Source organism: Shewanella sp. MF08487 (assembly GCF_050848685.1).
GTDB lineage: Bacteria > Pseudomonadota > Gammaproteobacteria > Enterobacterales > Shewanellaceae > Shewanella > Shewanella glacialipiscicola.
On sequence record NZ_JBOZPB010000038.1, the window covers coordinates 1 to 23,829 of the forward strand.

At 45.1% G+C, this 23,829-nt stretch carries 20 protein-coding genes, 1 tRNA gene and 1 pseudogene; 8 read left to right on the top strand and 14 right to left on the bottom strand.

Going from position 1 to position 23,829, the window contains the following annotated elements:
• From ACRN9H_RS18705 to ACRN9H_RS18715, 3 genes and pseudogenes are all read left to right on the top strand, one after another.
• A pseudogene (locus ACRN9H_RS18705) lies at nucleotides 1-89 on the top strand (IS5/IS1182 family transposase); the annotation flags it as partial.
• A gap of 266 nt (nucleotides 90-355) precedes the next feature.
• The gene (gene tcdA / locus ACRN9H_RS18710; RefSeq protein WP_432315720.1) at nucleotides 356-1,165 is read left to right on the top strand and encodes a tRNA cyclic N6-threonylcarbamoyladenosine(37) synthase TcdA; all 810 of its coding nucleotides are present in this window, start codon (nucleotides 356-358) and stop codon (nucleotides 1,163-1,165) included.
• 354 nt (nucleotides 1,166-1,519) lie between these two features.
• A complete protein-coding gene (locus tag ACRN9H_RS18715; RefSeq protein WP_432315722.1) occupies nucleotides 1,520-2,131 on the top strand; it encodes a superinfection exclusion B family protein in 612 nt (203 codons plus the stop codon).
• 126 nt (nucleotides 2,132-2,257) lie between these two features.
• On the opposite strand, the gene ACRN9H_RS18720 is transcribed toward ACRN9H_RS18715, so the two are convergent.
• On the bottom strand, nucleotides 2,258-2,389 hold the full coding sequence (locus tag ACRN9H_RS18720; protein WP_220775154.1) for a DUF3149 domain-containing protein: 132 nt from the start codon (nucleotides 2,387-2,389) through the stop codon (nucleotides 2,258-2,260).
• A gap of 701 nt (nucleotides 2,390-3,090) precedes the next feature.
• On the opposite strand from ACRN9H_RS18720, the gene ACRN9H_RS18725 reads away from it, so the two are divergent.
• Nucleotides 3,091-3,175: transfer RNA gene (locus ACRN9H_RS18725), tRNA-Leu, on the top strand.
• Nucleotides 3,176-3,425: 250 nt separating this feature from the next.
• On the opposite strand, the gene modC is transcribed toward ACRN9H_RS18725, so the two are convergent.
• The 3 genes from modC to modA are packed head-to-tail and all read right to left on the bottom strand — an operon-like array spanning nucleotide 3,426 to nucleotide 6,034.
• Entirely contained in the window at nucleotides 3,426-4,511 is a 1,086-nt protein-coding gene (gene modC, locus ACRN9H_RS18730) for a molybdenum ABC transporter ATP-binding protein ModC (protein WP_432315724.1), read from the bottom strand.
• Nucleotides 4,505-5,242 carry a molybdate ABC transporter permease subunit gene (gene modB / locus ACRN9H_RS18735; protein ID WP_432315726.1) on the bottom strand — a complete coding sequence of 246 codons (738 nt, stop codon included), beginning with the start codon at nucleotides 5,240-5,242 and terminating at the stop codon, nucleotides 4,505-4,507. The genes modC and modB overlap by 7 nt, the downstream gene beginning before the upstream one ends.
• Nucleotides 5,243-6,034 (bottom strand): molybdate ABC transporter substrate-binding protein, encoded by a 792-nt coding sequence (gene modA / locus ACRN9H_RS18740; RefSeq protein WP_432315728.1) that lies wholly within the window; start codon nucleotides 6,032-6,034, stop codon nucleotides 5,243-5,245.
• A gap of 205 nt (nucleotides 6,035-6,239) precedes the next feature.
• Between modA and ACRN9H_RS18745 the strand changes: the two genes are divergently transcribed.
• The 4 genes from ACRN9H_RS18745 to ACRN9H_RS18760 all read left to right on the top strand — a co-directional run bounded on the left by ACRN9H_RS18745 (nucleotide 6,240) and on the right by ACRN9H_RS18760 (nucleotide 11,959).
• Entirely contained in the window at nucleotides 6,240-7,019 is a 780-nt protein-coding gene (locus ACRN9H_RS18745) for a TOBE domain-containing protein (RefSeq protein ID WP_432315729.1), read from the top strand.
• A 290-nt stretch (nucleotides 7,020-7,309) separates the two neighbouring features.
• On the top strand, nucleotides 7,310-8,536 hold the full coding sequence (locus ACRN9H_RS18750; protein ID WP_432315731.1) for an efflux RND transporter periplasmic adaptor subunit: 1,227 nt from the start codon (nucleotides 7,310-7,312) through the stop codon (nucleotides 8,534-8,536).
• A gap of 2 nt (nucleotides 8,537-8,538) precedes the next feature.
• Nucleotides 8,539-10,527 carry a MacB family efflux pump subunit gene (locus tag ACRN9H_RS18755; RefSeq protein ID WP_432315732.1) on the top strand — a complete coding sequence of 663 codons (1,989 nt, stop codon included), beginning with the start codon at nucleotides 8,539-8,541 and terminating at the stop codon, nucleotides 10,525-10,527.
• Between the two features lie 7 nt (nucleotides 10,528-10,534).
• On the top strand, nucleotides 10,535-11,959 hold the full coding sequence (locus ACRN9H_RS18760; RefSeq protein ID WP_432315734.1) for an efflux transporter outer membrane subunit: 1,425 nt from the start codon (nucleotides 10,535-10,537) through the stop codon (nucleotides 11,957-11,959).
• Between the two features lie 80 nt (nucleotides 11,960-12,039).
• Here the strand turns inward: ACRN9H_RS18760 and ACRN9H_RS18765 are convergent, their stop codons facing one another.
• The 10 genes from ACRN9H_RS18765 to ACRN9H_RS18810 form a co-directional block, all read right to left on the bottom strand.
• Nucleotides 12,040-13,182 carry a site-2 protease family protein gene (locus ACRN9H_RS18765; RefSeq protein ID WP_432315736.1) on the bottom strand — a complete coding sequence of 381 codons (1,143 nt, stop codon included), beginning with the start codon at nucleotides 13,180-13,182 and terminating at the stop codon, nucleotides 12,040-12,042.
• A gap of 249 nt (nucleotides 13,183-13,431) precedes the next feature.
• Entirely contained in the window at nucleotides 13,432-13,809 is a 378-nt protein-coding gene (locus tag ACRN9H_RS18770) for a DUF4144 domain-containing protein (RefSeq protein WP_220773320.1), read from the bottom strand.
• A gap of 211 nt (nucleotides 13,810-14,020) precedes the next feature.
• Nucleotides 14,021-15,709: a DUF342 domain-containing protein gene (locus ACRN9H_RS18775; protein ID WP_432315738.1), complete on the bottom strand. Its 1,689-nt coding sequence runs from the start codon at nucleotides 15,707-15,709 to the stop codon at nucleotides 14,021-14,023.
• Nucleotides 15,710-16,183: 474 nt separating this feature from the next.
• Nucleotides 16,184-17,227 carry a methyltransferase gene (locus ACRN9H_RS18780; protein ID WP_432315740.1) on the bottom strand — a complete coding sequence of 348 codons (1,044 nt, stop codon included), beginning with the start codon at nucleotides 17,225-17,227 and terminating at the stop codon, nucleotides 16,184-16,186.
• Between the two features lie 140 nt (nucleotides 17,228-17,367).
• On the bottom strand, nucleotides 17,368-18,702 hold the full coding sequence (locus tag ACRN9H_RS18785; protein ID WP_432315742.1) for an alkaline phosphatase: 1,335 nt from the start codon (nucleotides 18,700-18,702) through the stop codon (nucleotides 17,368-17,370).
• Between the two features lie 94 nt (nucleotides 18,703-18,796).
• On the bottom strand, nucleotides 18,797-19,744 hold the full coding sequence (gshB, locus tag ACRN9H_RS18790; protein ID WP_220773324.1) for a glutathione synthase: 948 nt from the start codon (nucleotides 19,742-19,744) through the stop codon (nucleotides 18,797-18,799).
• 90 nt (nucleotides 19,745-19,834) lie between these two features.
• The gene (gene rsmE, locus ACRN9H_RS18795; protein ID WP_432315744.1) at nucleotides 19,835-20,566 is read right to left on the bottom strand and encodes a 16S rRNA (uracil(1498)-N(3))-methyltransferase; all 732 of its coding nucleotides are present in this window, start codon (nucleotides 20,564-20,566) and stop codon (nucleotides 19,835-19,837) included.
• Between the two features lie 8 nt (nucleotides 20,567-20,574).
• Entirely contained in the window at nucleotides 20,575-21,351 is a 777-nt protein-coding gene (endA, locus tag ACRN9H_RS18800) for an endonuclease EndA (protein ID WP_432315746.1), read from the bottom strand.
• A gap of 129 nt (nucleotides 21,352-21,480) precedes the next feature.
• Complete coding sequence (locus ACRN9H_RS18805) at nucleotides 21,481-22,134, bottom strand: SprT family zinc-dependent metalloprotease (RefSeq protein WP_432315748.1); 654 nt, start codon at nucleotides 22,132-22,134, stop codon at nucleotides 21,481-21,483.
• 151 nt (nucleotides 22,135-22,285) lie between these two features.
• Entirely contained in the window at nucleotides 22,286-23,443 is a 1,158-nt protein-coding gene (locus ACRN9H_RS18810) for a hypothetical protein (RefSeq protein WP_432315750.1), read from the bottom strand.
• Nucleotides 23,444-23,829: the final 386 nt, after the last annotated feature.

Consider the following 23,829-nt stretch of genomic DNA (forward strand, 5'->3'; position numbering starts at 1 on the left):
TATCAACAAGATATGACAAGCTAGCAAGAAATTACGCCAGTATGGTGTCACTGGCGTTTATGTTAATGTGGCTGCCGATGTATTGCTGAGCAACATTTGTACAGCAAAGATCAACAGACCCTAGTCACACATTTATGCGGCTCAGACTTTTTGTGAGTTGATTTGCATCATATTGGCACGGGTGTTGTTTTATATATTAGCTGGCAACATAGGTCGATGTGATTTCGATCTATGTCGAGATCGTTTAGAATCCACGGCATATTTTTAGTGTTGTTACTAAGTTGTCTTGGCGAGTACCGACTCGGTGCTAAAGCAAGCGCTTCTGCTGTTATTGCGTAATATAAGGTAAGTATTTATGACTGAGGCCTATCAAAATCGATTTGGTGGAATTGGCCGTTTGTATGGGCAAAAGGCACTGGCTAAATTTGCTACATCCCATGTGGTGGTGATTGGTATCGGTGGCGTAGGTACTTGGGCGGCAGAAGCCTTAGCGCGTAGCGGCATAGGCCAGATTAGCTTGGTGGACTTAGATGATATTTGTGTGACAAATACCAATCGGCAAATTCATGCGCTGAGTTCCACCATAGGGCACTCTAAAGTGGCTGTGATGGCGCACCGCATCCGCGAAATAAACCCAGAATGCCAAGTGAATGAGATTGAAGATTTTATTACATTAGACAATTTAGGCGAGTATTTACTCGGGACTAAAGCAGGCGGCAACATTGATTATGTCGTTGACTGTATTGATGCGGTAAAGCAAAAGGCCGCGTTAATTGCTTGGTGTAAGCGTCAAAAAATTAAGATAGTGACAGTAGGCGGCGCGGGTGGGCAGACAGATCCCACTCAAATTCAGTTAACCGATCTCGCCAAAACCTATCAAGATCCTTTGTTGGCCAAAGTACGCAATATTTTGCGCCGCGAATATAATTTCTCTAAAAATGTACAACGCCGATTTGCTATCGATGCGGTTTTTTCCAGTGAACAGCTAGTTTATCCGCAAGCCGATGGTTCAGTCTGTGGTACGAAAGCGGCGGCCGATGGCAGTATGAGAATGGATTGTGCTTCAGGCTTTGGGGCCGTGACTATGGTGACGGGCACATTTGGGTTTGTGGCTGCAAGTCGAGTGCTAGCGCGATTGGCGCAACAGGCACAAGATGCTGTTTAAGTAACTAATACTATTTTTTTATTTTTTAAATTCAATTCATTATGTTCTTACCGTTCGTTTTATTAAAGTGAGTAGGCGTTGATGTTGTGAAGGTAAACATCAACTCCAATTCAATGTGAATAAATGGCTCTCCAATGTGTCTATAAATGGATGTTGGCCGAGTAGCCAAATAAATATCAACATCTTCCTTCATGTCTAATACCCATCACCGCAGGCAATAAGCACTATTACAGTTCGAACAAGGCATAAAGTATGCTTTATTAACGAATAAAATCAGTAAAATAGAGCCTCATTTATGGCACTAAATTTGCTTAATAGTCGATAAGTTCAATTTTTTGTCGCGGGGATAATATTATGTTCAAACTCAAGCTGGATCCTGTTAAGGCTTTTAGCCCGAAAAAAATCATGTTTAGAGTCATGTTGTGGCTTATGGTGAGTTGTTCAGTTTTATTGCTTACGCCCCCCCAATTACTGGCTAAGATAGCCCTAGACCCGTTTGTAGCAGAGCATGCCGAGTTTGTGGGTTTAGGCTTAATCGTGTCTATTGCTTATTTTTTGAGTCAGTTGATCAATTTAGGTTTAGATGAGTCAATTCGCCATTTAAGTGATAAGCGAGTTATTGAGACTATCGAATCTAAAGTTAATTTACTTGATCCTGCTGAGCGGGCGTTGGTGCGAGAGTTTTTTCTACAAGGTGCCACTATTTTGACTTTGCCGCAAAATGAAACAGCGGTAAAAAGTTTAATGAATGCCTGTATTTTAGAAAAGCTAGGTAATGAGCGCCATTATGCGATTCAGGGGCCAACCGCAGATTATAAGATTGCCATGAAAGCGCGTATGTATCTCAACCGTGATGTGCTGCGTTTACCCGCGGGAGAGCCAAGCCAAGAAGAGATGCAGTCATTAATTAAAGCGCGTCCGCAATTTTTAAATGGTCTGGTACAAAATAGAAAACACACCGCATAGGCGAGTTCGATGCGATGATGACATTTGATGATTAGAATTACGCAGAACAAATAATAAAAAGTGGGGGTTAATAAACCCCCAAAGTTGTGCATTTATACAAGAGCATGAAGAACAACTGGAGCAAAACTATGGTTTTGGTGCCGACTTCGCAATAAACATCCAAGTGATATAAGCCATTATCCCTATAGTGCAAAAGATAACGATCATTGAAAGTAAGCCTATCGGGTTACCAAACATCAGATCTAACCAAAATGCCATGACTGAAATCCTGTTTCCTGTGAAGTCTTCTCTAAATTAGCTGGATTTAATGGGGTAAATACTGATCTCGATCAATAAAAAATCGACATCAGAATTCAAAAGCATCACTGTTAATTAACTCTGTGATCGTGGTCATATTCTGCTTGCACTTGATCTTACTGAGCTCAAACTTCTCTATGTATTGTAGGAGCGTCTTGGTAAAAGTTCTGCGGCTCAATTGCCAGGTTTAAATCTTGATTTAATGGCAGACTCAAATAATGCAATGAAATCGATATTTGTTATGCGCGATGCTTTTTTTGTTCTTGCGTAGCTTAGTGTGAGGATAGTGGTTCTGTGCTGAGCATTTGATCAGTAAAGGTGGCTATATCTGAAGATGAATAACCAGAGTTAGCTCTATTGATTATTCTATCTAGGCTGAACAACCCTCTAACGCCTTATTTTTGAGCGGTTAAATATAATTTATATTAAAGACGCGGCAAAAGACTTGCCATTGTCATCGGCAAAGGTATAATCCTCACCACTTAGAAAGCTTGGTTTTTGACTGGCTATAAGTACATGTTTGATATAGTAGTCTTGCTAAATCAGTGGATAAAAAATTTTAAATTACATCGTTTTATGTGAATTGTTTTAGATTAAGTTTTGCAAAGTTATTTAGCGTGATTAGATTACTTTACAAAGCTAATACAGCTGTAAGTGTCTTTGCCTGAGTGATGAAATTGGTATACATGGGGGATTCAAAATCCCCTGTCGCAAGACGTGTCGGTTCGAGTCCGACCTCAGGTACCATTATTTGAAAGCCCTGTTCTTAATTGAACGGGGCTTTTTTATAGCTGAAATTCAATCCCTTCCTATCTCCAGCATTGTCAGTAAACGTCAGTGCTGGCGCGGATTTTAGTCAAATATCAGAGTCAATTTATTATCTGCAATAAACCAGTACACAGTTCGAGTCTGTCTACTGGTACTAAATCCTTCTGATGAAGGCAAAAACCGACTTAGAGTCGTTTTGTTTTTATCTAAAATTTGGATTAAAGTGGATTTAGTGGGATTCGGCTATATCCATTTGTGTCATGGTTACGCCTTTGATTTGAGCATAAATCGCTTTGCCTTGAGTGAGTTGAAGTTCATGGCAAGCCCATGGGGTAATGTTAGCCCAGAGTTCATCGCGGCCTAGTGCGATTTTTAATTGAACTTGCTCCCCATTATCGCTGGAATATACCTCTTTAATTTCACCTTTCAATAAGTTACGGATACTCGACCCCCTTGGGATCTCGGTGCAAACTGAAACATGGTTTGCCTGAATACGTACTTTGAGTTTTTTCTCTGTTGAAGCAAGATAGCCGCTCGCCCACAGATGATTACCATCATCCATCACTAAACGTGTCATGGGATAATCAGGATGCCTGTCGGCAACCTTAGCACTGAGCAGTGAGCTTAATTCCTGCATCGGCACCCAAGGACGCATTTGCTCACTATTCCACACGTCGCTGAGTGCGCCTTGAGCAATCACGTTTCCTTGGTGTAGCACCAGCATATAATCGGCCAGTTGCAAAATCTCATCAAGGCTGTGGCTCACGTACACAATTGGCAGTGCTAATTCCTGCGATAACGTCTGCAAGTAGGGCAGTAATTCACGCTTTCGGGGTAAATCGAGTGAGGCTAAAGGCTCATCCATTAACAACATATCGGGTGATGTCAGCAGGGCACGACCAATTGCGACGCGCTGTTTTTCACCGCCAGATAGCGTAATGGGGTAACGGTTTAAGAGTTTTTCGACACCAAGCAGTTGCACAACTTTATTAAATAACACTGGGTTGTCTTGGCGTACACCATAGTTGAGATTGCCCTTAACGCTGTAGTGCGGAAAGAGTCTGGCCTCTTGAAATACATAACCTATATTACGTTTTTCTGGCGGAAGATTAACTTTCCCTTGTTGGTATAGCAGTTTATCACCCAGACGAATCTCACCCTTATCAGGGGTAGAAAGGCCGCCGAGCAGATTTACCAGCGAGGTTTTACCTGCGCCTGAACGTCCAAAAACGGCGGTAATTCCCTGTAAGGGTAATTGCGTGTCTACTTTTAGTTGTAATTGACCGAGTCGTTTTTCAATATTGATGCTTAACATGCACTTGCGGTCCTCTGTAATGCTTTTTGAGTTAGCCATTGCGAGGCGAGTAAAGAGGCTAAGGCGATAATTATCGAGATAATGCATAAACGCATGGCCTCATATTCAGCGCCAGGGGTTTCAATAAAAGAGTACATCGCCAGCGGAATAGTGCGGGTTTCACCGGGAATATTAGAGACGAAGGTAATGGTCGAGCCAAATTCCCCTAAACTACGGGCAAAGGCGATAATCATGCCCGACACAATCCCAGGAGACGTGAGTGGCAATGTGATGGTCAGAAATACTCGCCATCGACTGCTGCCTAAAGTACGCGCGGCCTGCTCGAGTCGAATATCAACGGTTTCAAAGGATTGGCGTATGGCTCTGACCATCAGCGGGAATGACACGATCGCCGCTGCGAGGGCTGCACCGCGCCAACTAAAGCTAAAACTGACGCCAAACCAGTTAAATAACCATTGGCCAATAAATCCTTTACGTCCCATGCTGATCAGCAACAGATAACCCACTGCCACAGGCGGTAACACCAGTGGTAGATGGAGGATACTGTCGAAGATGGCTTTGCCGGGAAACTCCACCCTAGCCAGTAACCAAGCGCATAAAATGCCCAGTGGTAAACTGGCAATAACGGCAATGGACGAAACCTTTAAACTGAGCAACAGTGCGGCAATTTCATAATCGCTTAACACAAAGCCACTAAACGCGGAGCCACCTAACAAAAAGTTACTCAGCACTTAATTAACTCCAAAACCATATTTTTCAAATATGTCTTTCGCGCTTGGGCCCTGTAAATACTTATTGAAGGCTTTGGCACTCGCAGTCGACTCTTGTTTAACTAAGGCAATGGGGTATTCAATAGGGGTATAGCTGGTGGCGGGAAAGGTTGCAACAATTTTAACCTTTTGGGCTACTTTGGCATCGGTTGAATACACTATTCCAAGTGGCGCTTCACCCTGTTCCACTAAGGCCAGTGCTGCACGGACGTTATTGGCGCGGGCGAGTAAAGGTTCGGTTACTGTCCATAAATTGAGGCTTTCTAATGCTTGCTTAGCATATTGGCCCGCAGGTACATGGTCAGGATCGCCAACGGCTATACGATTGCCCTGTAATGCGGCTTTAATATCCCAATCACTATTGATTGTGACTTCGGTGATTGGGCTATCTTTTTCAGCAATCAGCACCAATGTATTTTTCAATAAGGTTTTACTGCTACTCACATCAACGGCTTTGGCCTCGATGAGATAGTCCATCCACTTTTGGTTAGCTGAAATAAACAAATCGGCAGGCGCACCATTGGTCACTTGTTTTGCTAGCGTTGACGAAGAAGCGAAGGAGAATATCACCTTAGTCTTGTGCTCTTTTTCATATTGCTGGCCGATTTCGTTAAGTGCATTGGTGAGTGATGCCGCAGCAAAAACAGTCACTTGCTCATTGTCTGCCGCAAAACTTAGGCTAGATGTCAGTGCCATTGTGAATAATGAAGCCGTGGTAAAACGCAGTAATTGCTTAAGGTGAATGGATTTCATTGTGTTCCTCCGTGATAAAAAGTGATCGTTATATATCAATCTATATATCGATTGTTCAAGCCCTAAGCAATCAATTAGTGATCTGTGCGCGGTTTCTTGCGGATTAATGGCATTAATCCGCTGAAATATCTCGGTAATCTTATTGGTATCCTCAAGGTGATGGAGGACAATAGGGCTCAAGTCAGACTTGGGTGCAGGATAAACGATGGATTTACATGCATTACTTACGCTTTCCCTCGGGGATAAGCCTTTCGCCAATCCTAGGCGGATAAGCCTGCTCGAGCAAGTCGCCAACACAGGCTCGATAAGCCAAGGCGCCAAGCTTGCGGGGATCAGTTATAAAGCGGCGTGGGACGCGATCAATGAGATGAACACCGCCATGCCCGAACCCGTAGTGTGCAGCGAAAAGGGCGGCAAAGGTGGTGGTGGCGCTAAACTCACCGAATTTGGCGAGCGTTTGCTCAAGGTGTATTCCATCACCTCCCAAGTACAAGAAATGGCCTTGGCCGCCTTGCTCGATGAGTCCGTCGACATGCACAGTTTATTGGATGTGATGGCGCATTTCTCCCTCAACACTAGCGCCCGCAATCAGTTAACGGGGCGTATCAATAGCATTGATTCATTTGGATTAAATGACAACATCAGCGTGACCTTAGCGGGCGGACAACTGATTCAGATTTCAGTGACCCATTCGAGCCGCGAACGCTTGCAGTTAGCTCTGGATAAATCTGTGTTGTTACTGTTTAAAGCCCCCGCTGTACTGGCGACGACTCATGCTTGTGAAGTGGATGGGCAAAATTGCCTAAGCGGTCGTTTGCTGAGCGTGACTGAACTTGGCGATAAGGCCGAATTAGCCATAGATATTGATGGCAAAGACATCATCTATTCAGTGATGCCACTCACCCAAATGCAGAGTTTGGCTGTCGGCGAATCATGTTTCGCCTGTTTTGATGCAACGCAGGTGATTGTCGCCAGCATGAACTAAACGAAGAATGATGAGTACCGCTTAAATTACACCGCTATAGAATGCAGGCTCTAAAATTATCACTCGCCGATTCGGTATCGCAATCGGCATTGCAGCCTAAGCACCGCTCAGTCGTGCTTGCTTTATCCATTTTTATACAGATATTTGCATATCTTTACCTGTTAACGACACTTCCTTCGTCTACTCTCTTTGGCTAACTCTATATACTGTGGGAATAATTTTGGTTCCTTAGCAAGCTTGCGTCAGATAATTGCTTGCTGTCTTTAGCATTGATGGACATGACAATACCGATGAAAAAATCCTCAAAGCGTAACTTTCTGATCGCATTTAGCGGCTTAATTATTCTGGGCGGCGGTGCTTATTTTCTTTGGCATAAGCCTGATACAGCGCCTACTTACGTGACTGAAGCAGTACGCCGTGGCGATATTGAAAACTCAGTACTTGCCAATGGCATGTTGCAGGCATCTAAACTGGTGAGTGTGGGCGCGCAGGTATCGGGTCAGATTTTAAGTTTGCCGCTGGCACTGGGTGATGAAGTCAAAAAAGGCGATTTAATTGCCCAGATTGACAGCCTTGCGCAGCAGAATAATTTGAAAGATGCGCTCGCATCACTTAAGAGTATCAATGCCCAGTTCCGTGCTAAACAGGCGCAAATTCGTCAAGCCAAATTGGAGTTTACTCGCCAGCAAGCCATGCTTGCCGATAGTGCCAGTTCCCGTGCCAGTTATGAGAGTGCAGAAGCCAATCTCACCGTTTATCAAGCTGAACTTGAGCAATTAGAGGCGCAAAAACAACAGGCTGAGATTAACGTTGATAGTGCCAGAATTGATTTGGGTTATACCAAAATTACCGCGCCTATGGACGGCACTGTGGTGTATTCGGCGGTGGAAGTCGGCCAAACCGTTAACGCGAATCAAACCACACCAACCATAGTAGAAATGGCGCAACTCGAAACCATGACGGTTAAAGCGCAAATCTCCGAGGCTGATGTCGTCAATGTCCATCCAGGTCAAGCCGTGTATTTTACTATTCTGGGTAAACCCAATCATCCTTACCTTGGTACATTAAGGGCGATAGAGCCGGGGCCGATTTCGATGGATGGTGACGACAGCAATATGAGCTCAAGCGATTCAGATGCGATTTACTACCATGGCTTGTTTGATGTAGAAAATCCTGATCGCACCTTACGTATCGGTATGACGGCGCAGGTTTCAATCGTATTAGCTAAGGCTGAGGATGCGCTGTTAGTGCCCGCGCAAATATTACGTATCAAGCCGAGGGATAAATCAGTGGCAGTAGATCAGCCTAGTGAGCGCAAAACTCGCCGCGGCCCGCAGTATCAAGTGCCGGTGTTGGTTGATAACCAAGTGCAATATGTGGATGTCACTGTTGGCATTAATAACAAAATCAATGCTGAAATTACTGTAGGGTTGAAAGAGGGCGATCAGGTTGTGTTGGGTATGCCATCTTCAGACAGCAGCAGTAAACTCCGTCGTCCACCTAGCATGAGGTTTTAACAGTGACAACGGCATTACTTGAAATTTCAGGTTGTTACCGCACCTTTCAGGCTGGCGATCAACAACTTACTGTATTGAAAGATGTTAATTTGTCGATTGGCCGTGGTGAGCTGGTGGCGATTGTCGGCGCCTCTGGCTCGGGTAAATCGACCTTAATGAATATCTTAGGTTGTTTAGATAAGCCATCAAAGGGCGCGTATTTTATCAATGGCCAAGATACGTCGACTATGGATGTTGATGAGTTAGCACAATTACGTCGTGAGCATTTTGGCTTTATTTTTCAGCGTTATCATTTGCTTGGCGATCTTACGGCTATAGGTAATGTAGAAGTGCCCGCTGTGTATGCGGGTAAAGAACGTAGCGCACGTAAACAAAGGGCTGAGCACTTATTAACACGCTTAGGTTTAGGCGATAGGTTAGATCATAAACCTAACCAGCTCAGTGGTGGTCAACAGCAACGGGTGAGTGTTGCGCGTGCGCTGATGAATGGCGGCGATGTAATTCTCGCCGACGAGCCCACTGGCGCACTCGATAGCCACAGCGGCGAAGAGATGATGCGCTTATTGCAAGAGTTACACCGCGACGGCCATACCATTATTATCGTGACCCACGATATGCAAGTCGCCCAGCATGCTGACCGTATTATTGAAATCAAAGACGGCGTGATCATCAGCGATGAGCGCAGTCAGGATAAACAGACGGCTAAGCCACAAACTTCGACGTCGCAAAATACGGCGCCACAAAAGCCTAGCGGTGCAGTGGCAGCAAAAGATGGCTCGCGTGCGCGGGTGGCTTCGTGGGACAGATATATCGAAGCATTCAAAATGGCCTTGCTTGCCATGTCGACCCATAGATTACGTACTTTTCTCACTATGTTGGGGATTATTATTGGTATTGCTTCGGTAGTATCTGTTGTGGCACTGGGTGAAGGTTCACAGCGGGAAATTCTCAAAAGTATCAGTTCGATGGGAACTAATACGATTGATATTCGTCCCGGTTCTGGCTTTGGTGACAGGCGTTCTGCGCGGGTACGTACCTTATCGGGGAATGATGCCAGTGCCCTTAAAAACTTGCCCTATGTTGATAGTGTCACGCCGAGTATTAGCTCCAGTGCAACGGTGCGCTTTGGTAATAAAGCCGTATCGGCATCGATAAATGGGGTGGGGCCTGAGTTTTTTCGGGTACGCGGTTATGAATTAGCGCAGGGGCAATTTTGGGATGACGCCAGTGTAACTGCCTTAGCTCAAGATGCCGTGATTGATGATAATACCCGTAAAGAAGTTTTCCCCGATGGCTCAGCAATTGGCCAAGTGATTTTTTTAGGTGATTTGCCTGTGCGTATTATCGGTGTGACACAGCCAAAAGAAAGTGCTTTTGGTAATAGTGATGCGCTGAACGTATGGGTACCTTACACCACAGTTTCAGGGCGTATGGTGGGTAAAAAATACTTAGATGGAATAACAGTGAGGCTCGATGAGTCCGTTCCCAGCAATGCCGCCGAGCAGGGCATTATAAGCTTGCTAAAAATGCGCCATGGGACTCAAGATTTTTTCACCATAAATACCGATACCATAAGACAGAATATCGAAAAAACCACAGCAACCATGACCTTACTGATCTCGGCTATCGCGGTGATTTCTCTTATTGTTGGTGGCATTGGGGTGATGAATATTATGTTGGTGTCTGTTACCGAACGTACCCGCGAAATTGGTGTGCGTATGGCAGTTGGTGCGCGTCAAAGTGATATTTTGCGCCAGTTTCTTATCGAGGCTGTGTTGGTGTGTTTGTGCGGTGGCGCCTTAGGCATTGCCTTAGCTTATTTGATTGGCGTTATATTTGCGTCGGCGGGCGGCAGTTTCCAAATGATTTACTCGACGACGTCCATCATTGCCGCCTTTGCTTGTTCAACATTAATTGGTGTGCTGTTTGGTTTCTTACCTGCCCGCAACGCGGCGCGATTAGATCCCGTTGATGCATTAGCAAGAGAGTAATAACACCATGGAACATAACATCTTTAATCAAAAACTGACTCTTTGCGCTGCAGCGATTGCGGTTGGGATAGTACTTGGTGGCTGCAGTAGTTTTATGCGCTCAGATTTTGAGCCGCCCGCACTGGCGATGCCTGCCCATTGGCAAAACATTACCGTGAACAAGCAAGTGAAGCTTGACCCTTGGTGGCAGCAGTTTCATCAGCCTGAGCTTGATAAGCTAATCACTCAAGTATTAAGCACCAATAATGACCTAACGCTTGCCACGTTAACGCTACAAAAAGCCCGCTTGCAAGCGGGGTTAACGCGGGATGATTTATATCCGCAGCTATCTTCAAATTTGAGCGCTTCACGTAACCAATCCCTTGATGGTGGCGATGCGACTAAGAGTTATCAAGCCAATTTATCGGTGAGTTATGAAGTCGATTTATGGGGTAAGGTTTCAGCTAATATCGACCAAGCTCAATGGGCGGCGTTAGCCAGTGCCGAAGATAGAGAAAGCACCGCCCAAAGCCTAGTCGCAACGACTGCATCTCTTTACTGGCAGTTAGGCTATTTGCATCAACGAGTGGATTTGAGCCAAAAAAGCATAGAGTACAGTCAACAAACTCTCGCATTAACTCAGCGGCAGTATGATTCTGGCGCCGTCACTCAATTGGATGTGCTTGAATCAAAACGCAGCCTCGCAGGGCAGGAGGCGGCTCACAGTCAGCTAGTGCAGCAATTAACTGAAACGCAAAATGCCCTCGCTATTTTATTGGGTAAGGCGCCTGGGGTTAATGAAATATCGAGTGAGAATGGGCTTGAGATAACGCAACTCCCAGAAACCGCGGTGCCAGCAATTAGCGTTGGCGTTCCTGCTGATTTATTAGTGCGCCGCCCCGATGTTAAGGCGAGTTTGTATCAACTGCGCTCAGCTTTAGCGAGTAAAGACGCGACCTATGCGAGTTACTTTCCAAGCCTCAGTTTAACCGGCAGTGTTGGTGAATCGACCTCTGAGTTAAAGGAATTACTACGAAACCCCATTGGCAGTTTAGGCGCAGGCTTAGTGTTACCTTTTTTGCAGTGGAATCAAATGCAGATCAATAACGATATTGCTGATATCGATTATCAAACAACGGTAGTGAACTATCGCAAGACGCTCTATTCCGCTTTTAAAGATGTCGATAATGCGATTTCAGCAAAGCAGCAATTCGCTTATCAAGGCGATAAACTCATGCAGCAGTTTACTGCTGCCGCCGAGGTTGAAGCCATTTATGCCAGCCAGTATCGCTACGGAGCCATTGGTATTCAAAACTGGATTGACGCCCAAGAGAAACGCCGCAGCGCTGAGGCGGCTTTGCTTGAAAACCGTTATAACCAATTCACGGCACAAGCCACACTTTATCAGGCGCTTGGTGGTAGCGATATCGCCCCTCCTTTAGCGCAGGAATAACCGTCTATACCGAAAAACAAAAAACCGCTATTAATAGCGGTTTTGTTTTTTGAATCGTTCAATTAGACGTTGTTAACCCATTAACTACGTAATATTTGCAGCGGTAGGCTGAGCATATCATCGCCCGAACTCGCTAAGTGCCAGATAATGCCAATCAAGGCGCCGACAGTCAGTAAGTACCAAATAATTGAGAATATTTGTCCATATCTGTCTAACGGTAACAGATGGCTTTGGTGGCGAGTCCGCCACTCAAAGATAATTTCTAAGCTACCGATTAATAGTAAAAATCCTAATAACGCTAAGCCCAAGGTATAGCTGATATATACGCCAAAAGCTGCGCCCGCAGCGCAGGCGACTAAGCCCATAATACTGTTCATTGAAAAGCTAATGCTCTTTAAAATATGGCCGCCGTCTAAGGGTAAAATCGGTAATAAATTGAACAGGTTAAACAGGGCGTTGAAGGCGGCAAGACCAGCAAAAAATACATTGTCTGTCGCGTGGTAAGCGATGAGCGAGGCTATCGACATCAATAGACCAAAGGTCGGCCCCATGATGGATATCACTACATCTTGCCAGCGGGTGTTAATTTTTTCATCAGAGAGCGCGAGTCCGCCCATAAAGGGGATAAGGTAAATGCCTTTAGTTTTCATGCCGAAATATTTCATTGCACGGATATGACCGTATTCGTGAAATACTAAACAGGCGATAAGTGCCAGAGCAAACTGGAATGAAAATAGCCAAGAGTAGGCTGCAATACTGGCGCCGGCTAATACGACCTTGATGACCTTAGCACTTTTTAGCAGTTTAAAACCGAGAGAGGCTAACCCCACCATGCTAAGTTTTTGCTGTTTAACGATAGGTGTTTCAGGGGTTTGGCGTTCGATATCTTTTTCGGTACGTTGGCCTTGTGCGATGACTTTATCGTCTTGAAGTAAGCAATAATCGAGGCGAAAAGGTTGCCAAACGAGATCGATTTCAAGGCGCATTTGTATTGTCGTTGCTGCGATAGCATTAGTCTGTTCGCCGCCTTCGAGGACTGGAATACTGCTATGGTGTGTCAGTTCAAAGACATGCACTTTGAGGCCGCTATTATCGGCAGTTGCAGCTTTTTGTGAGACTAAGTTGTTATCCCAGAAGAGTTGTTGCCAACCTGCGAGCGAGCCTTCTAAGCGCAGTTGTTTACCTAAACAGTCAATCTTAAGTAGTTCCAATTTCGGTTCCATTTGTTCGTATATATGAGTGCTAACTCATCAGTTATTGTTTAAGTTAACACCCAAAATTGCATGTTTTAGCGTGTTGGCAGGTTAATCACTGCCTCAATATTTAGCGTTGTTACGCCGCTGCAAATTATGCCTGCGAATTGATGATGAGGATATTAGCTTTTAGAGTCCTCTTGTTTTTTTTATTGATTAACTGATCTATTACTGCCTCTATTGACCGGTACTCGCCAGCATCCATCAATTTTATGTGGCTTATTCTTCGAGAGTGCGGACGATTTCAAACCCTTGACTGATGGTGGTAAAGGCGAGTTTAGCGACGCAACATTGGCCTAATGCTTGGGCATGGTTTTGTACCCATTTAATAAACTCTGTAAGCGGTAAGACTTGTTGTTGACGCAATAGTTGAGGCAGCTCGCCTACGGGATCTTCATGGATTGTCTGTGGGGTGGCACTGATAAAATAAAGCTGGCTTTTTGAGTCCAATAATTGATCGGTTTCAATAAAATGGTGCTGATAAAGACAGGCTAATTCGAGCCAATCCCTTTGGTGTTCAAGGTAGAGTAATTCATCATGTTGAGTGAGTTTTACAATTGCAGGCCATTCAATACTCGACATATTAACGCTTGTCATTTTAGATCCTTAAGATATTAATCCTATTTGCTGCAGTAACAAGGATGAGGATTTAGAAGAGGCTTTGACATACTGCAGCAAATATTGTTATTGAGCAGTATGCCATGCTTAGGGAAGATAGATAGAGGTTAGCGCGGCTTGGCTATTTAGTCAGCACCTAACGGTGATTTCTCAGTCAGGGCAAGACTTAACGCCATGCCATGCTCATATTTTATACCGTGGGCGGTGCAACGGCTTTAGCATTGTAATCAAAGTTAATTTCTTGATTTACATTGGCGATACAACAAGTGCCGTGTTCGCGCGCGGTGCGATGATTGAGTGGACCGATATGCACTTCAACGTTAAGAAATACATGCTTGAGGGCATCGATACGATATTTCTCGTAATAACCTTCAACTTCCAGCTTTAAGTTATCAAGTTCAAGCTCTTCACGGGTGCGCTCAGCCATTATTCGATTTTTTTCATCGAGCATCATTTTGATTTGTTCAATCATAATGGCATCAGCTTGCCACTCTGACTTGGGTGGTAATTTATTCAGACGAGCTGTGATATCTAAGCTCGCAACTACCATAGCTTGAACGCTCTCATCGAGTAGCTTGAGATCTTGTTTCAGTGCAGCTTGTTCCATTGCGCAGTAAACGTCGGTTTTAGTTCCTGCTGTTGCACCTATAACCACTGCAGTGATACCTTTTTCAGCATGGGCGACACCACCAACCAGATCGCCACGACGACCGCTAGGATCGCTCACCGTTAAACTGCCCGCCGTTTTGGTATTACTGTGTAGCAATTGTTTAGTGACTAAGATATTGCCTTTAGCAACTAAATGGGAATATTGCACAAATTGGGCGCTGATCTGCCCTTGAGCATAAAGATTAGTAGAGAATTCATTCACTTTTACTTGTCTGCCGATGACTCCTTTACTGACGGTAATGTCCCCTTCGGCTTCTAAGGTTGCAGAATCAACAAAGCCCATCACTGTGATATCACCAGAGCTTTTTACCATCATGCCTTCGTGCACATCGCCGGTAATTAAAATACTGCCCTTGAACGTAATGTGGCCGGTGCCAATATCGACATCTTTAAGTTCTAGCACATCATCCACATTCATCCCTGTGCGGGTTTCAACGGGTTGGCCCGCCACGGTGGCAATCAGTATATTGCGATCTTTGGGGTGAAAAGCCGTGCCTGTTCCGGCTTGGAGTACGATGTCTTTACCAGACTTTTGCTTGAGCACTTCGCCTTTAATGTTGTAGCCCGGAGTGCCTTCGGTGACAGGGTGTTTGATCATCAGCACATCGTTTGCTTTGACCATAATCATTGAGCCGAGATTACGCATATCGACACTGCCGTCTTCGCGTTCTTGCGGTTGCAATAAACGCTCGCGAGCAAGAAATACTTTTCGCTCAAATCGTGCATTTTTGCCATTGATAGCAGCTTTGCCTTGGGCGATTTCACTTTGGCAAGTTTCACCGGCTTTAAGTGTGCCGAGTTGTTGTTGTAGCGCTTGAATTTTGAGCTTACTCAAGCCCATGCAAACATTATTTTTTTTCAGGTAAGTGAGGATTGCCGGTAGATCGATTTCTTTACCGCCCCACGCTGCTGTTAGCGTAAGGCTAGCCTGCATTTTATCTGGCGAAATTTCGATAGCGATACTGCCATCACGTCGTTCGGCTAAAACAGCAAATAGTTCAAACTTACCCTCGTCTTTATTACAAACGGAGTTAATTTTAGCGACGGTTTTAGTGATGGTGGTTTCGAGTGGAAATAAAGAGGCAAATTCGGGTAAAGACAGCAAACGCATGATGGCGTCGTGAGTCACAGGGCCATGGATATTCGGAATTAAACGCAACTCGGCTTTGCTCTTATCGCTATTTAACTCAAGGAGTTCAGGATCCAACATTAGAGAGCTTCCTACCCGTTTGTTTTATTATTGTTTGAATTACTGCTTGAGTATACCAGTAGACTCTTTACGTAAAGAAGCCCTTTGGGCAGCAAAGCGCGTAAATGTTGCCATTTTGTTTTTTATAGTCTACGAAAAAATCGATTAGTAGTTTTTTATTGGTTTAACGGTGGTTTTTATAGTGTTGTGCGTTGGCATTTGGTTGTAAAGCTAGTCGAAATAACTGCTAGAGTAGGTTTTTAATTCCGTTCGATTTTGGTGGTTTAATGTTAATACATGCGCTAGGGATGAGGGGATTGTGGCTGTTATAGATTTTTCATCTAAAGTGTCGGCATGCTGCAGATCACAATATTGCATTTTATAACGCTTAAAAAGTGTGGCTTTAACTGAGGGATTTCAATTCAGGGTATAAATAGATAGAGCGGTTAGCCACGCGCTTAGTGCTAAAGCCTAAGCGCGTTTAGGGAGCAGACGTTACTTTTGTTGAAAAAAATACAGTTTGTACTTGTTGTTATCGGCAACCACTTTTAATTGGCCAAATTCAGCAGCAATAATATCTGAATAGGGTAAATGACGATTGGCGACGATTTGCCAAATGCCGTTATGCTGTAATTGTTTAGCGCTGTCACTGACAAAACTCTGCGCTATGCTGGTGGTACTGGCAAGACCATCATGAAACGGTGGATTAGAAATAATCCCGTTAAATTTACCCGTGGTTTGTGCGAGTCCATCTGAGGGATACACTTTGGCTGTCATGCCATTGGCGGCTAACGTGAGCTCGCAAGAGGCCAACGCCATCGCATTAATATCGATACATTCTAGGGTTAAGCTTGGCTGCGCCTTGAGCAGTGCTGCAGTAATCACGCCTGCACCACAACCAAAATCGAGCACTCGGCCCGATAACGTCGGTAGGTGCGATAGTAATAATTCAGTGCCTAGATCTAAGCGTTTCTCGCTAAACACCCCGACTAAATTACAAATGTTAACCTCACCTTGGGGTGTGGTGAGCTGATATTGGCTGACCCAATCACTGAGTTTCATTGCCGGTGCACTGCCTTCTAAATTACTGCCAAATAGTAGGCAGTGGCGGGCATTATCGAGTTTCATCCCCGTGGTAAAGTATTCAGGTAAAAGCTTAACCAAAGACTTAATACCGCCCTTATTTTCACCTACAACGAGCAATTGCCCGTTAGGTAGCAGATGATTGGCGGCGAGGTTAAACAGATAAGGCGCAAGGGGTTTCGCCTTGGGAAAATAAACAATAACAGTGTCGTATTTTTCTGGTATCAGCGGGTCTTGGTGCGGCAACTCATGGCCGAAATAGCAGCGTAGTTTTGAGTTAGCGTGCGGCGCTAAGTGTAAGTGATGGTGATAATCCAAGGCGAGCGCATCGACCGATGCCGCGATATCAAGCAAGGCTTTTGGCAGTCGATCGGCTTCATGATTGAGCACTAATACCTTATGTTGGTTTAGGCTGTCTTGATTACGAATAATGACTTGCGATGGATTGGTTAACACAGTTGTAGGCACCGATAGACTTAAGTGCGGGCATTATACCCGTTATTTACACCTGAGCCAGTTGCTATGCTGCGACTAATAAAAAAGGCAACAGCAGTATGACTATGCGGTTGCCTTTAATTAACGATATCGATTCAAGCTTAATTTTTAGGTTTCTTAGGCTTAGGCAATAAGCTAAAAACTTTATTGGCGATATCGGTGTTGTCTTGATGACCGTTAAATAGCTCCGATGCCGGGCCTGCGGCAAATACTTGTACGTCGGTGCCAGTATGACCGTCAGTTGTCCAACCGGTATTGGTACGTTTATCAATCAGGTGACGAATCGCGATTGCTAACGTTTCTTGCCCTTGCATTCTTGCTGCATCTAACCCAGTTAGCTCTTCTGCGCTAAGCTCTAACCCCAAACCACGGGCAAGAGCAGCTTGCCATTGCTCACCATTAATGGCGGCCAAGGCTAAAGTGTCGGAGCTGGCGGACATGTTACGAAGAATTTCAGGGTTCCAGCTGTACTGGCCATTTGCACCGATAGAGAGTCCACCGGTATTATGGTCGGCGGTGATGATCATGAGGGTATCGGGATTTTCACGCACAAATTGTTCAACCACTTCAATGGTATTGGAAAACTCATCCATTTCACCCATTACCGCCGCGATATCGTTATTATGACCCGCCCAGTCAATCAAGCTACCTTCAACTAACAGTACAAAACCTTGATCATTTTGCGACAGTAAACTGAGCGCTTTTTGGGTTAAGGTACTGAGTTTTTTTGCCTCTTTCTCATCAATCACCCAAGGTAATTGCACCTGCGCAAATAACCCTAACACTTTAGGTTGGGTGATGCTGGCAAGATCCTCAAAGCGAGTGATGTGTTGGTAACCTTTAGCTTTGAACTGCTCTAATAGTTCAGGAGAAAAATATTTTTGGCCACCGCCTAAAAACACATCGGCATTGGTGTCTAAATAGCTCAGTGCTAACGCGTCGTAGTTTTTACGACTTTCGTTGTGAGCTAAAAAAGCCGCCGGCGTGGCGTGGTTTATTTGTGATGTAACGGCCACACCGGTACTAAGGCCAAGGGATTTAGCTTTTTCGAGTATGGTCGGTAGCGGTTGCTTTTGGGTATCGACTGAAATCGCCCCATTGTAAGATTTAACGCCAGTTGCGAGCGCGGTTGCCGCTGCGGCTGAGTCGGTAACATAGCCACTGACGCTGGCGGGATAGGTACTCGCCATGCCCACCAGTAAGCGGTCGAATACAGTTTGTTCAACTTCTTCTGTGTCAGGATTATCTTTGTAATAGCGGTAGGCGCTAGTGTAAGACGGCCCCATACCATCACCAATCATGATGACAATATTTTTGGGGCGCGAAGGCGCTTTGGCTGGGCCTATTTCGTCGGCGGCGGCTTCTTTGGCAAAAGAGGGCGTCGAAAATAGTAAACTTACGCCGAGTAGCAAGAATGGTGCTTTGGTAAAACTCATATCACATCCCTATAGAGTCACTGGGCGCAGGCTAAGTAAAGCGCCTTACATAACAAACGATAACAACCTGTTTAGTTTAATTTTATTGCTGTGCTTATGCTTTAAGACGCGCTTCGATAGCATCCATCAACATGCCAGTAATATCAACATCAAATGCCGCTTGGATCTCACGGATACACGTTGGGCTTGTCACGTTAATTTCGGTGAGTTTGTCACCAATCACATCTAATCCGACAAAAATCAATCCACGCTTTTTAAGCTCAGGACCAATGGCGCGGGCAATTGCCCAATCACTGTCAGACAAAGGCTGCGCCACACCGCTACCGCCGGCGGCTAAATTACCACGGGTTTCGCCCTTCATTGGAATACGGGCCAACGCGTAAGGTACTGGTTCGCCATCGACCACTAAAATACGTTTGTCACCTTGGGTGATTTCAGGAATAAAGGCTTGTGCCATCGCATATTGTTGACCATAGCTGGTCAAAGTTTCGATGATGACGCCAAGATTAGGGTCGTCCTGCTTGACGCGGAAAATCGAAGTGCCGCCCATACCATCTAACGGCTTTAGAATGATATCGCCCTTAGCTTGATGGAACGCGCGGATACGTTTAGCGTCGCGGGTGACAATAGTTTCTGGGGTGAATTCGCTAAACCATGCAGTGAATAGCTTTTCGTTAGCGTCACGTAGACTTTGCGGTTTATTAACTATCAGCACGCCTTGTTCTTCAGCGCGTTCAAGCATGTAAGTGGCGTAGATAAACTCAGTATCAAATGGTGGGTCTTTACGCATTAAGATCACGTCAAGATCGCTCATTGGCGTATCCACAGCTTCGCCTAGCTCAAACCACTTACTGGCATCATTGATAACCGTTAACGGACGCATATTGGCCATCGCCACGCCGTTGACCATAGCTAAATCGGCCATTTCCATATAAAACAGCTGATAACCTCTTTGCTGCGCGGCCATTAACATAGCAAAACTGGAGTCTTTCTTAATGTTGATCTCACTGATGGGGTCCATCACTATGCCGAGTTTTATCATTAATGTTTTCCTTATTTATCGCCGTTTGTTGGCAAAAAAGTATTTATTAGATAGGGGGATTGTCACACCAGCGCAGCTTAGTGCAGTGGTTTAGCCTAAATCACCAAATCTGAGTTGTAATGCGGTAATGGCGGTTAGCGAGGCGGTTTCGGTGCGAAGCACTCTGGGGCCAAGCAACACATCGGTAAAGTGATGGGTTTCTGTCATGGCGATTTCTTCTGCCGACAAACCGCCCTCAGGACCAATTAACAAACGCACCCGCGTGTGGGTTAAGTCTAACCCATTGATACCGTGTGCGGCGCGTGGATGTAGATTAAGTTTTAGCGCCGAGGTTGGCTCACTGCACCAAGCGTGTAAATCCATAGCAGGGCGTACTTCTGGCACATGGCTGCGGCCCGATTGCTCACAGGCGCTGACAACAATTTTCTGCCATTGCTGAATTTTCTTCTCAAGGCGTTCGCCATTAAGTTTTACGCCGCAGCGATCTGAAAACAGCGGCGTAATAGTATTGACACCAAGTTCAACCGATTTTTGAATGGTAAATTCCATTCGATCGCCACGGGAAATCACTTGGCCTAAATGCAGATTAAGCGGCGACTCGGTGAGGTTTGCCTCAACAGAGATAATGTTAACCGTGACTGATTTTTTGCCCGCATCGATAATTTCAGCAAGATAATCATTACCATCGCCATTAAACAGACTGATATGCTCGCCGTTACCCTTACGTAATACTTTACCGATATGGGCCGCGCCATCTTCGTCTAAGTTCAACGATTGGTTGATGGCTAATGGCTGAGATTGATAAATTCTTGGGACTCTCATTGTTGACCTTACTCGGCTAATTGTTGACGCTGTGGCGGCGCATTACAGGCATTTTGCACAAAGGGATTATGGTTACCCTGCGCTAATGCAATCGCGTTATCGCGTTTGCATTCAATAGTATCAACTGGATAGGTTTTATCCCATGCCTTAAATAATTTTAATTGGCTAGATGCAATTTTAAGCCCGTAAGTATGCTGCATATATAAGTAGGTTCTGGCTATTTTGCCGCGAGTCTTGGCGGGCGGCTGCGCTTGACGATTCTTAAAGTCGACCACCATAGTGCATTGGCCATATTGATCGGCTTTACCGTTCCATTGGCTAAAACGGAAGTTACTGCGATCTGCGTTCACTTCACCAATTGCGGGAACCAGGTTGTGCATGTCAGCTTCCATCTTATTGAATTCTTTGCTGTTGCCAGCACAGTTTTTTCGACCACCTTTTTGCCAACATTGGAGTTGATGACCAAATTCCCATGCAGGCACAACGTGTTCCCATTCAATACGATTCGCGCGGGTTTGTTGTTTGCGCACTTGGTAACCGCAGCTGGCTAAATCGGGCTTCCAGGATTTGCCTTTGATTTGGATATCGCAGCCACAGTAAAAACTGACGGCAGGCAGCGTACCTTGGCGACTACCAACATAAAGTGCCTGTGACTTGGTTTTAGCTTGACCGAAACTACTTGGATGCGATGGTGAAGCCTTGACTGGGGTAGATAAGATAGCGACCCAAGTTAATAGGCACAGCAAAATGTGCCGCGAATGAGCACTTAAAAAAGTTTTGTTCAAAATTCATCCCAAAATAACAAATACTACGCGAGCCTTTGGCTCGTCTTTTATGACGTGATGGTAAGGGAAATGCCGTTGCTTATGCAAATTGAGTCGTACTTAGGTGTGAAATTTTTATGCTGTAGCCTGTTATGCCGCGATTAAATGGGCTTTGCAGCGTTTGCAAATATAGCGGCTCTCACCACGTAGCACCTTGTTATGGCGGCGGATGCTTAAGCGGATGGGCCCACAGGCACAGCGATATTCAACATCTTTACCTGCAACCGAAGTGGTATTGAAACTGTGGGTGGTGCTTGGTTTTACTTTAAATACAGTCAGCATTAAAGATTGCCATTCTTTGCCGTGGGGCTTGGTTTTGCCAAAAAGTTGAAAACACAGTAAATGACAAATTTCATGCGGCACGACTTCTGCTAAAAATGCTTCACTATTTTCACGAAGTAATACGGCATTAAATCGTAAACGATTTTGCTGCAAATGCGCCGTACCTGCACTTTTCCCTCTTAGACTAAATTGAGTGACAGGGCGTAGAAAAGTACGTTTAAGCGCTATTTCAGCCTCTTGATAACAGGTTTCGACTCGTTCAAGTATTTGGATTTGCAGTGATGAAAGTGGCCGTGATGAACCTGAAAAATGATGCGAATGCATTGGGTGTGGTGCGACGTTGTCAGTCTTGCTATCTAGCTGATGTTGACCCAAAGCTGCAAATGTCGGTGAGACCTGCGGTGCAAGAACTTTACTGCCGCCACGGCGTAAGGCATTGAATAAATCAGCAGGTTTCAACATGAAATTAACCTTAGGTCTTATCGGTTAAAGGTAAAAGAGTAGTGCTACCAGTTTACCTATTTAAAACCCATTCAACTAAAGGGAAGTAAACTTTAGCGTTTAGGCGCTCGCATCATAACGAACGGTCTAACAGTATACCAGTGCAGCCTTGCTATAAACTCGCAGCGGCTTGCATAACCATAGTGCGAACTTGTTCAACAATGGCTTGCTCGGTATCGGCATCATAGCCTTTGACTCTTGGGGTATGAATATGGCCAACCTTAGCGCGGCTATTAAATTTTTGCTGTAATACAATGGCGCGATAGGATATTTCATTAGAAAGATAACCGCCGCCTGAACCTTCTACAGAGGTTTCGTTTTGCAGTTCGCTTAATGACGTGGCACTAAACTCGCCGTGGGCAAGGGTGGTGACAGTGCGGTTATCGTTGACTTTCCATTGGCCATCTTCAACTTGCATTGCGGCAACTGGCAGAGAAAACTCAACAAACTCGGGGCCAACAAAATCGTGTCCATTGAGCTTAGGCGCAACGGGTGAGGTTTTAGTGCCGCCGGTGAGAACGTTTTGATTATCAAAGGCGGCCGCACTTCGATTACGGCCAGGGAAGCGTTCGATATCAAAGTCGTTGCGTCCCATGCTGACGGTGAACACCAGTTTAGTGTTAGGGTCGCGGTAAATTGGACTAAATAGTGACTCGATAAGGCCTTGATCAAAATCCTCAAAACGTACTGGGATCATCGCTGTCTCGATTTGCGCTATTTTACCATTAACCTCAAAGCGCCAACCATCTAAGGCAAGGGCGACTAAACCAGATGGATTGCTTTGACTAATGTCTTTATCAAGGAAGAAAGGATCGAAACCAGTAAGGAATATTTTGATTTGCACATCATCTCCATACTGAATATCACTAAAGCCCCGTGAGGCTTTTTCTACCGCACTCATTAAGATCCCCTGTTGCCAATCGGCCATTTTGAAGTTGGCGTGGGTAGTGTTAAGGCTATGCAGCATGGCAAGACGAGCCCAATATAAAGGACGGTCGTCAGCATGGCCAGACTGCACATCGCGCACCGCCTGTTGCCATAATCTATGTCCTTGGCGCGCCGCTAATTGAGTGGCATCGACTTCATTTTTTTTTGCGCTTAATTTTTGAGCCAAACCTTCATCTAGAGCTTGATAGCGGCTAACGACTTGGTTCATCGTTTTGTCCGCTGTCGATAGGCGCGAAATTTCGACATGACCCAAGAGTTGTACGGCACTGGCCGTATTGATAAAGCTACTAATAAGAATAAGCGAGAATATTGGCTTTAACATAATTGGTTTTCCTGTCGTTATTTTGCTTCATATACTCGCAATGAGGCGTCTCTTTTTGTGGCGGCTGGACGTTTATATCAAAAAGTATGCACTACAAGCAGAGGGGAAGAAAGTTAACCTCTGTGATCTTAGCCACTTAATATCATTTTTTTGCCACAATTGGTCAGCAGTTTGCTAGGGCGAACTGAAATATGAGGTGATAGCCTTGATTGTTTTCTCTTATCCGCGGTTTATCTACAAGGAAATATTATGCGTTGGTTAGGGTCTGTTGATCTTTCGAGAGTGATTTTTAGACAGCATGGCAAGACGTTATAATTTGCTTCGCCAAAAGTAACCATAACCTCAAGCCATGCCAAGACTTATGCTAACCGATGAACGCTGGGAAA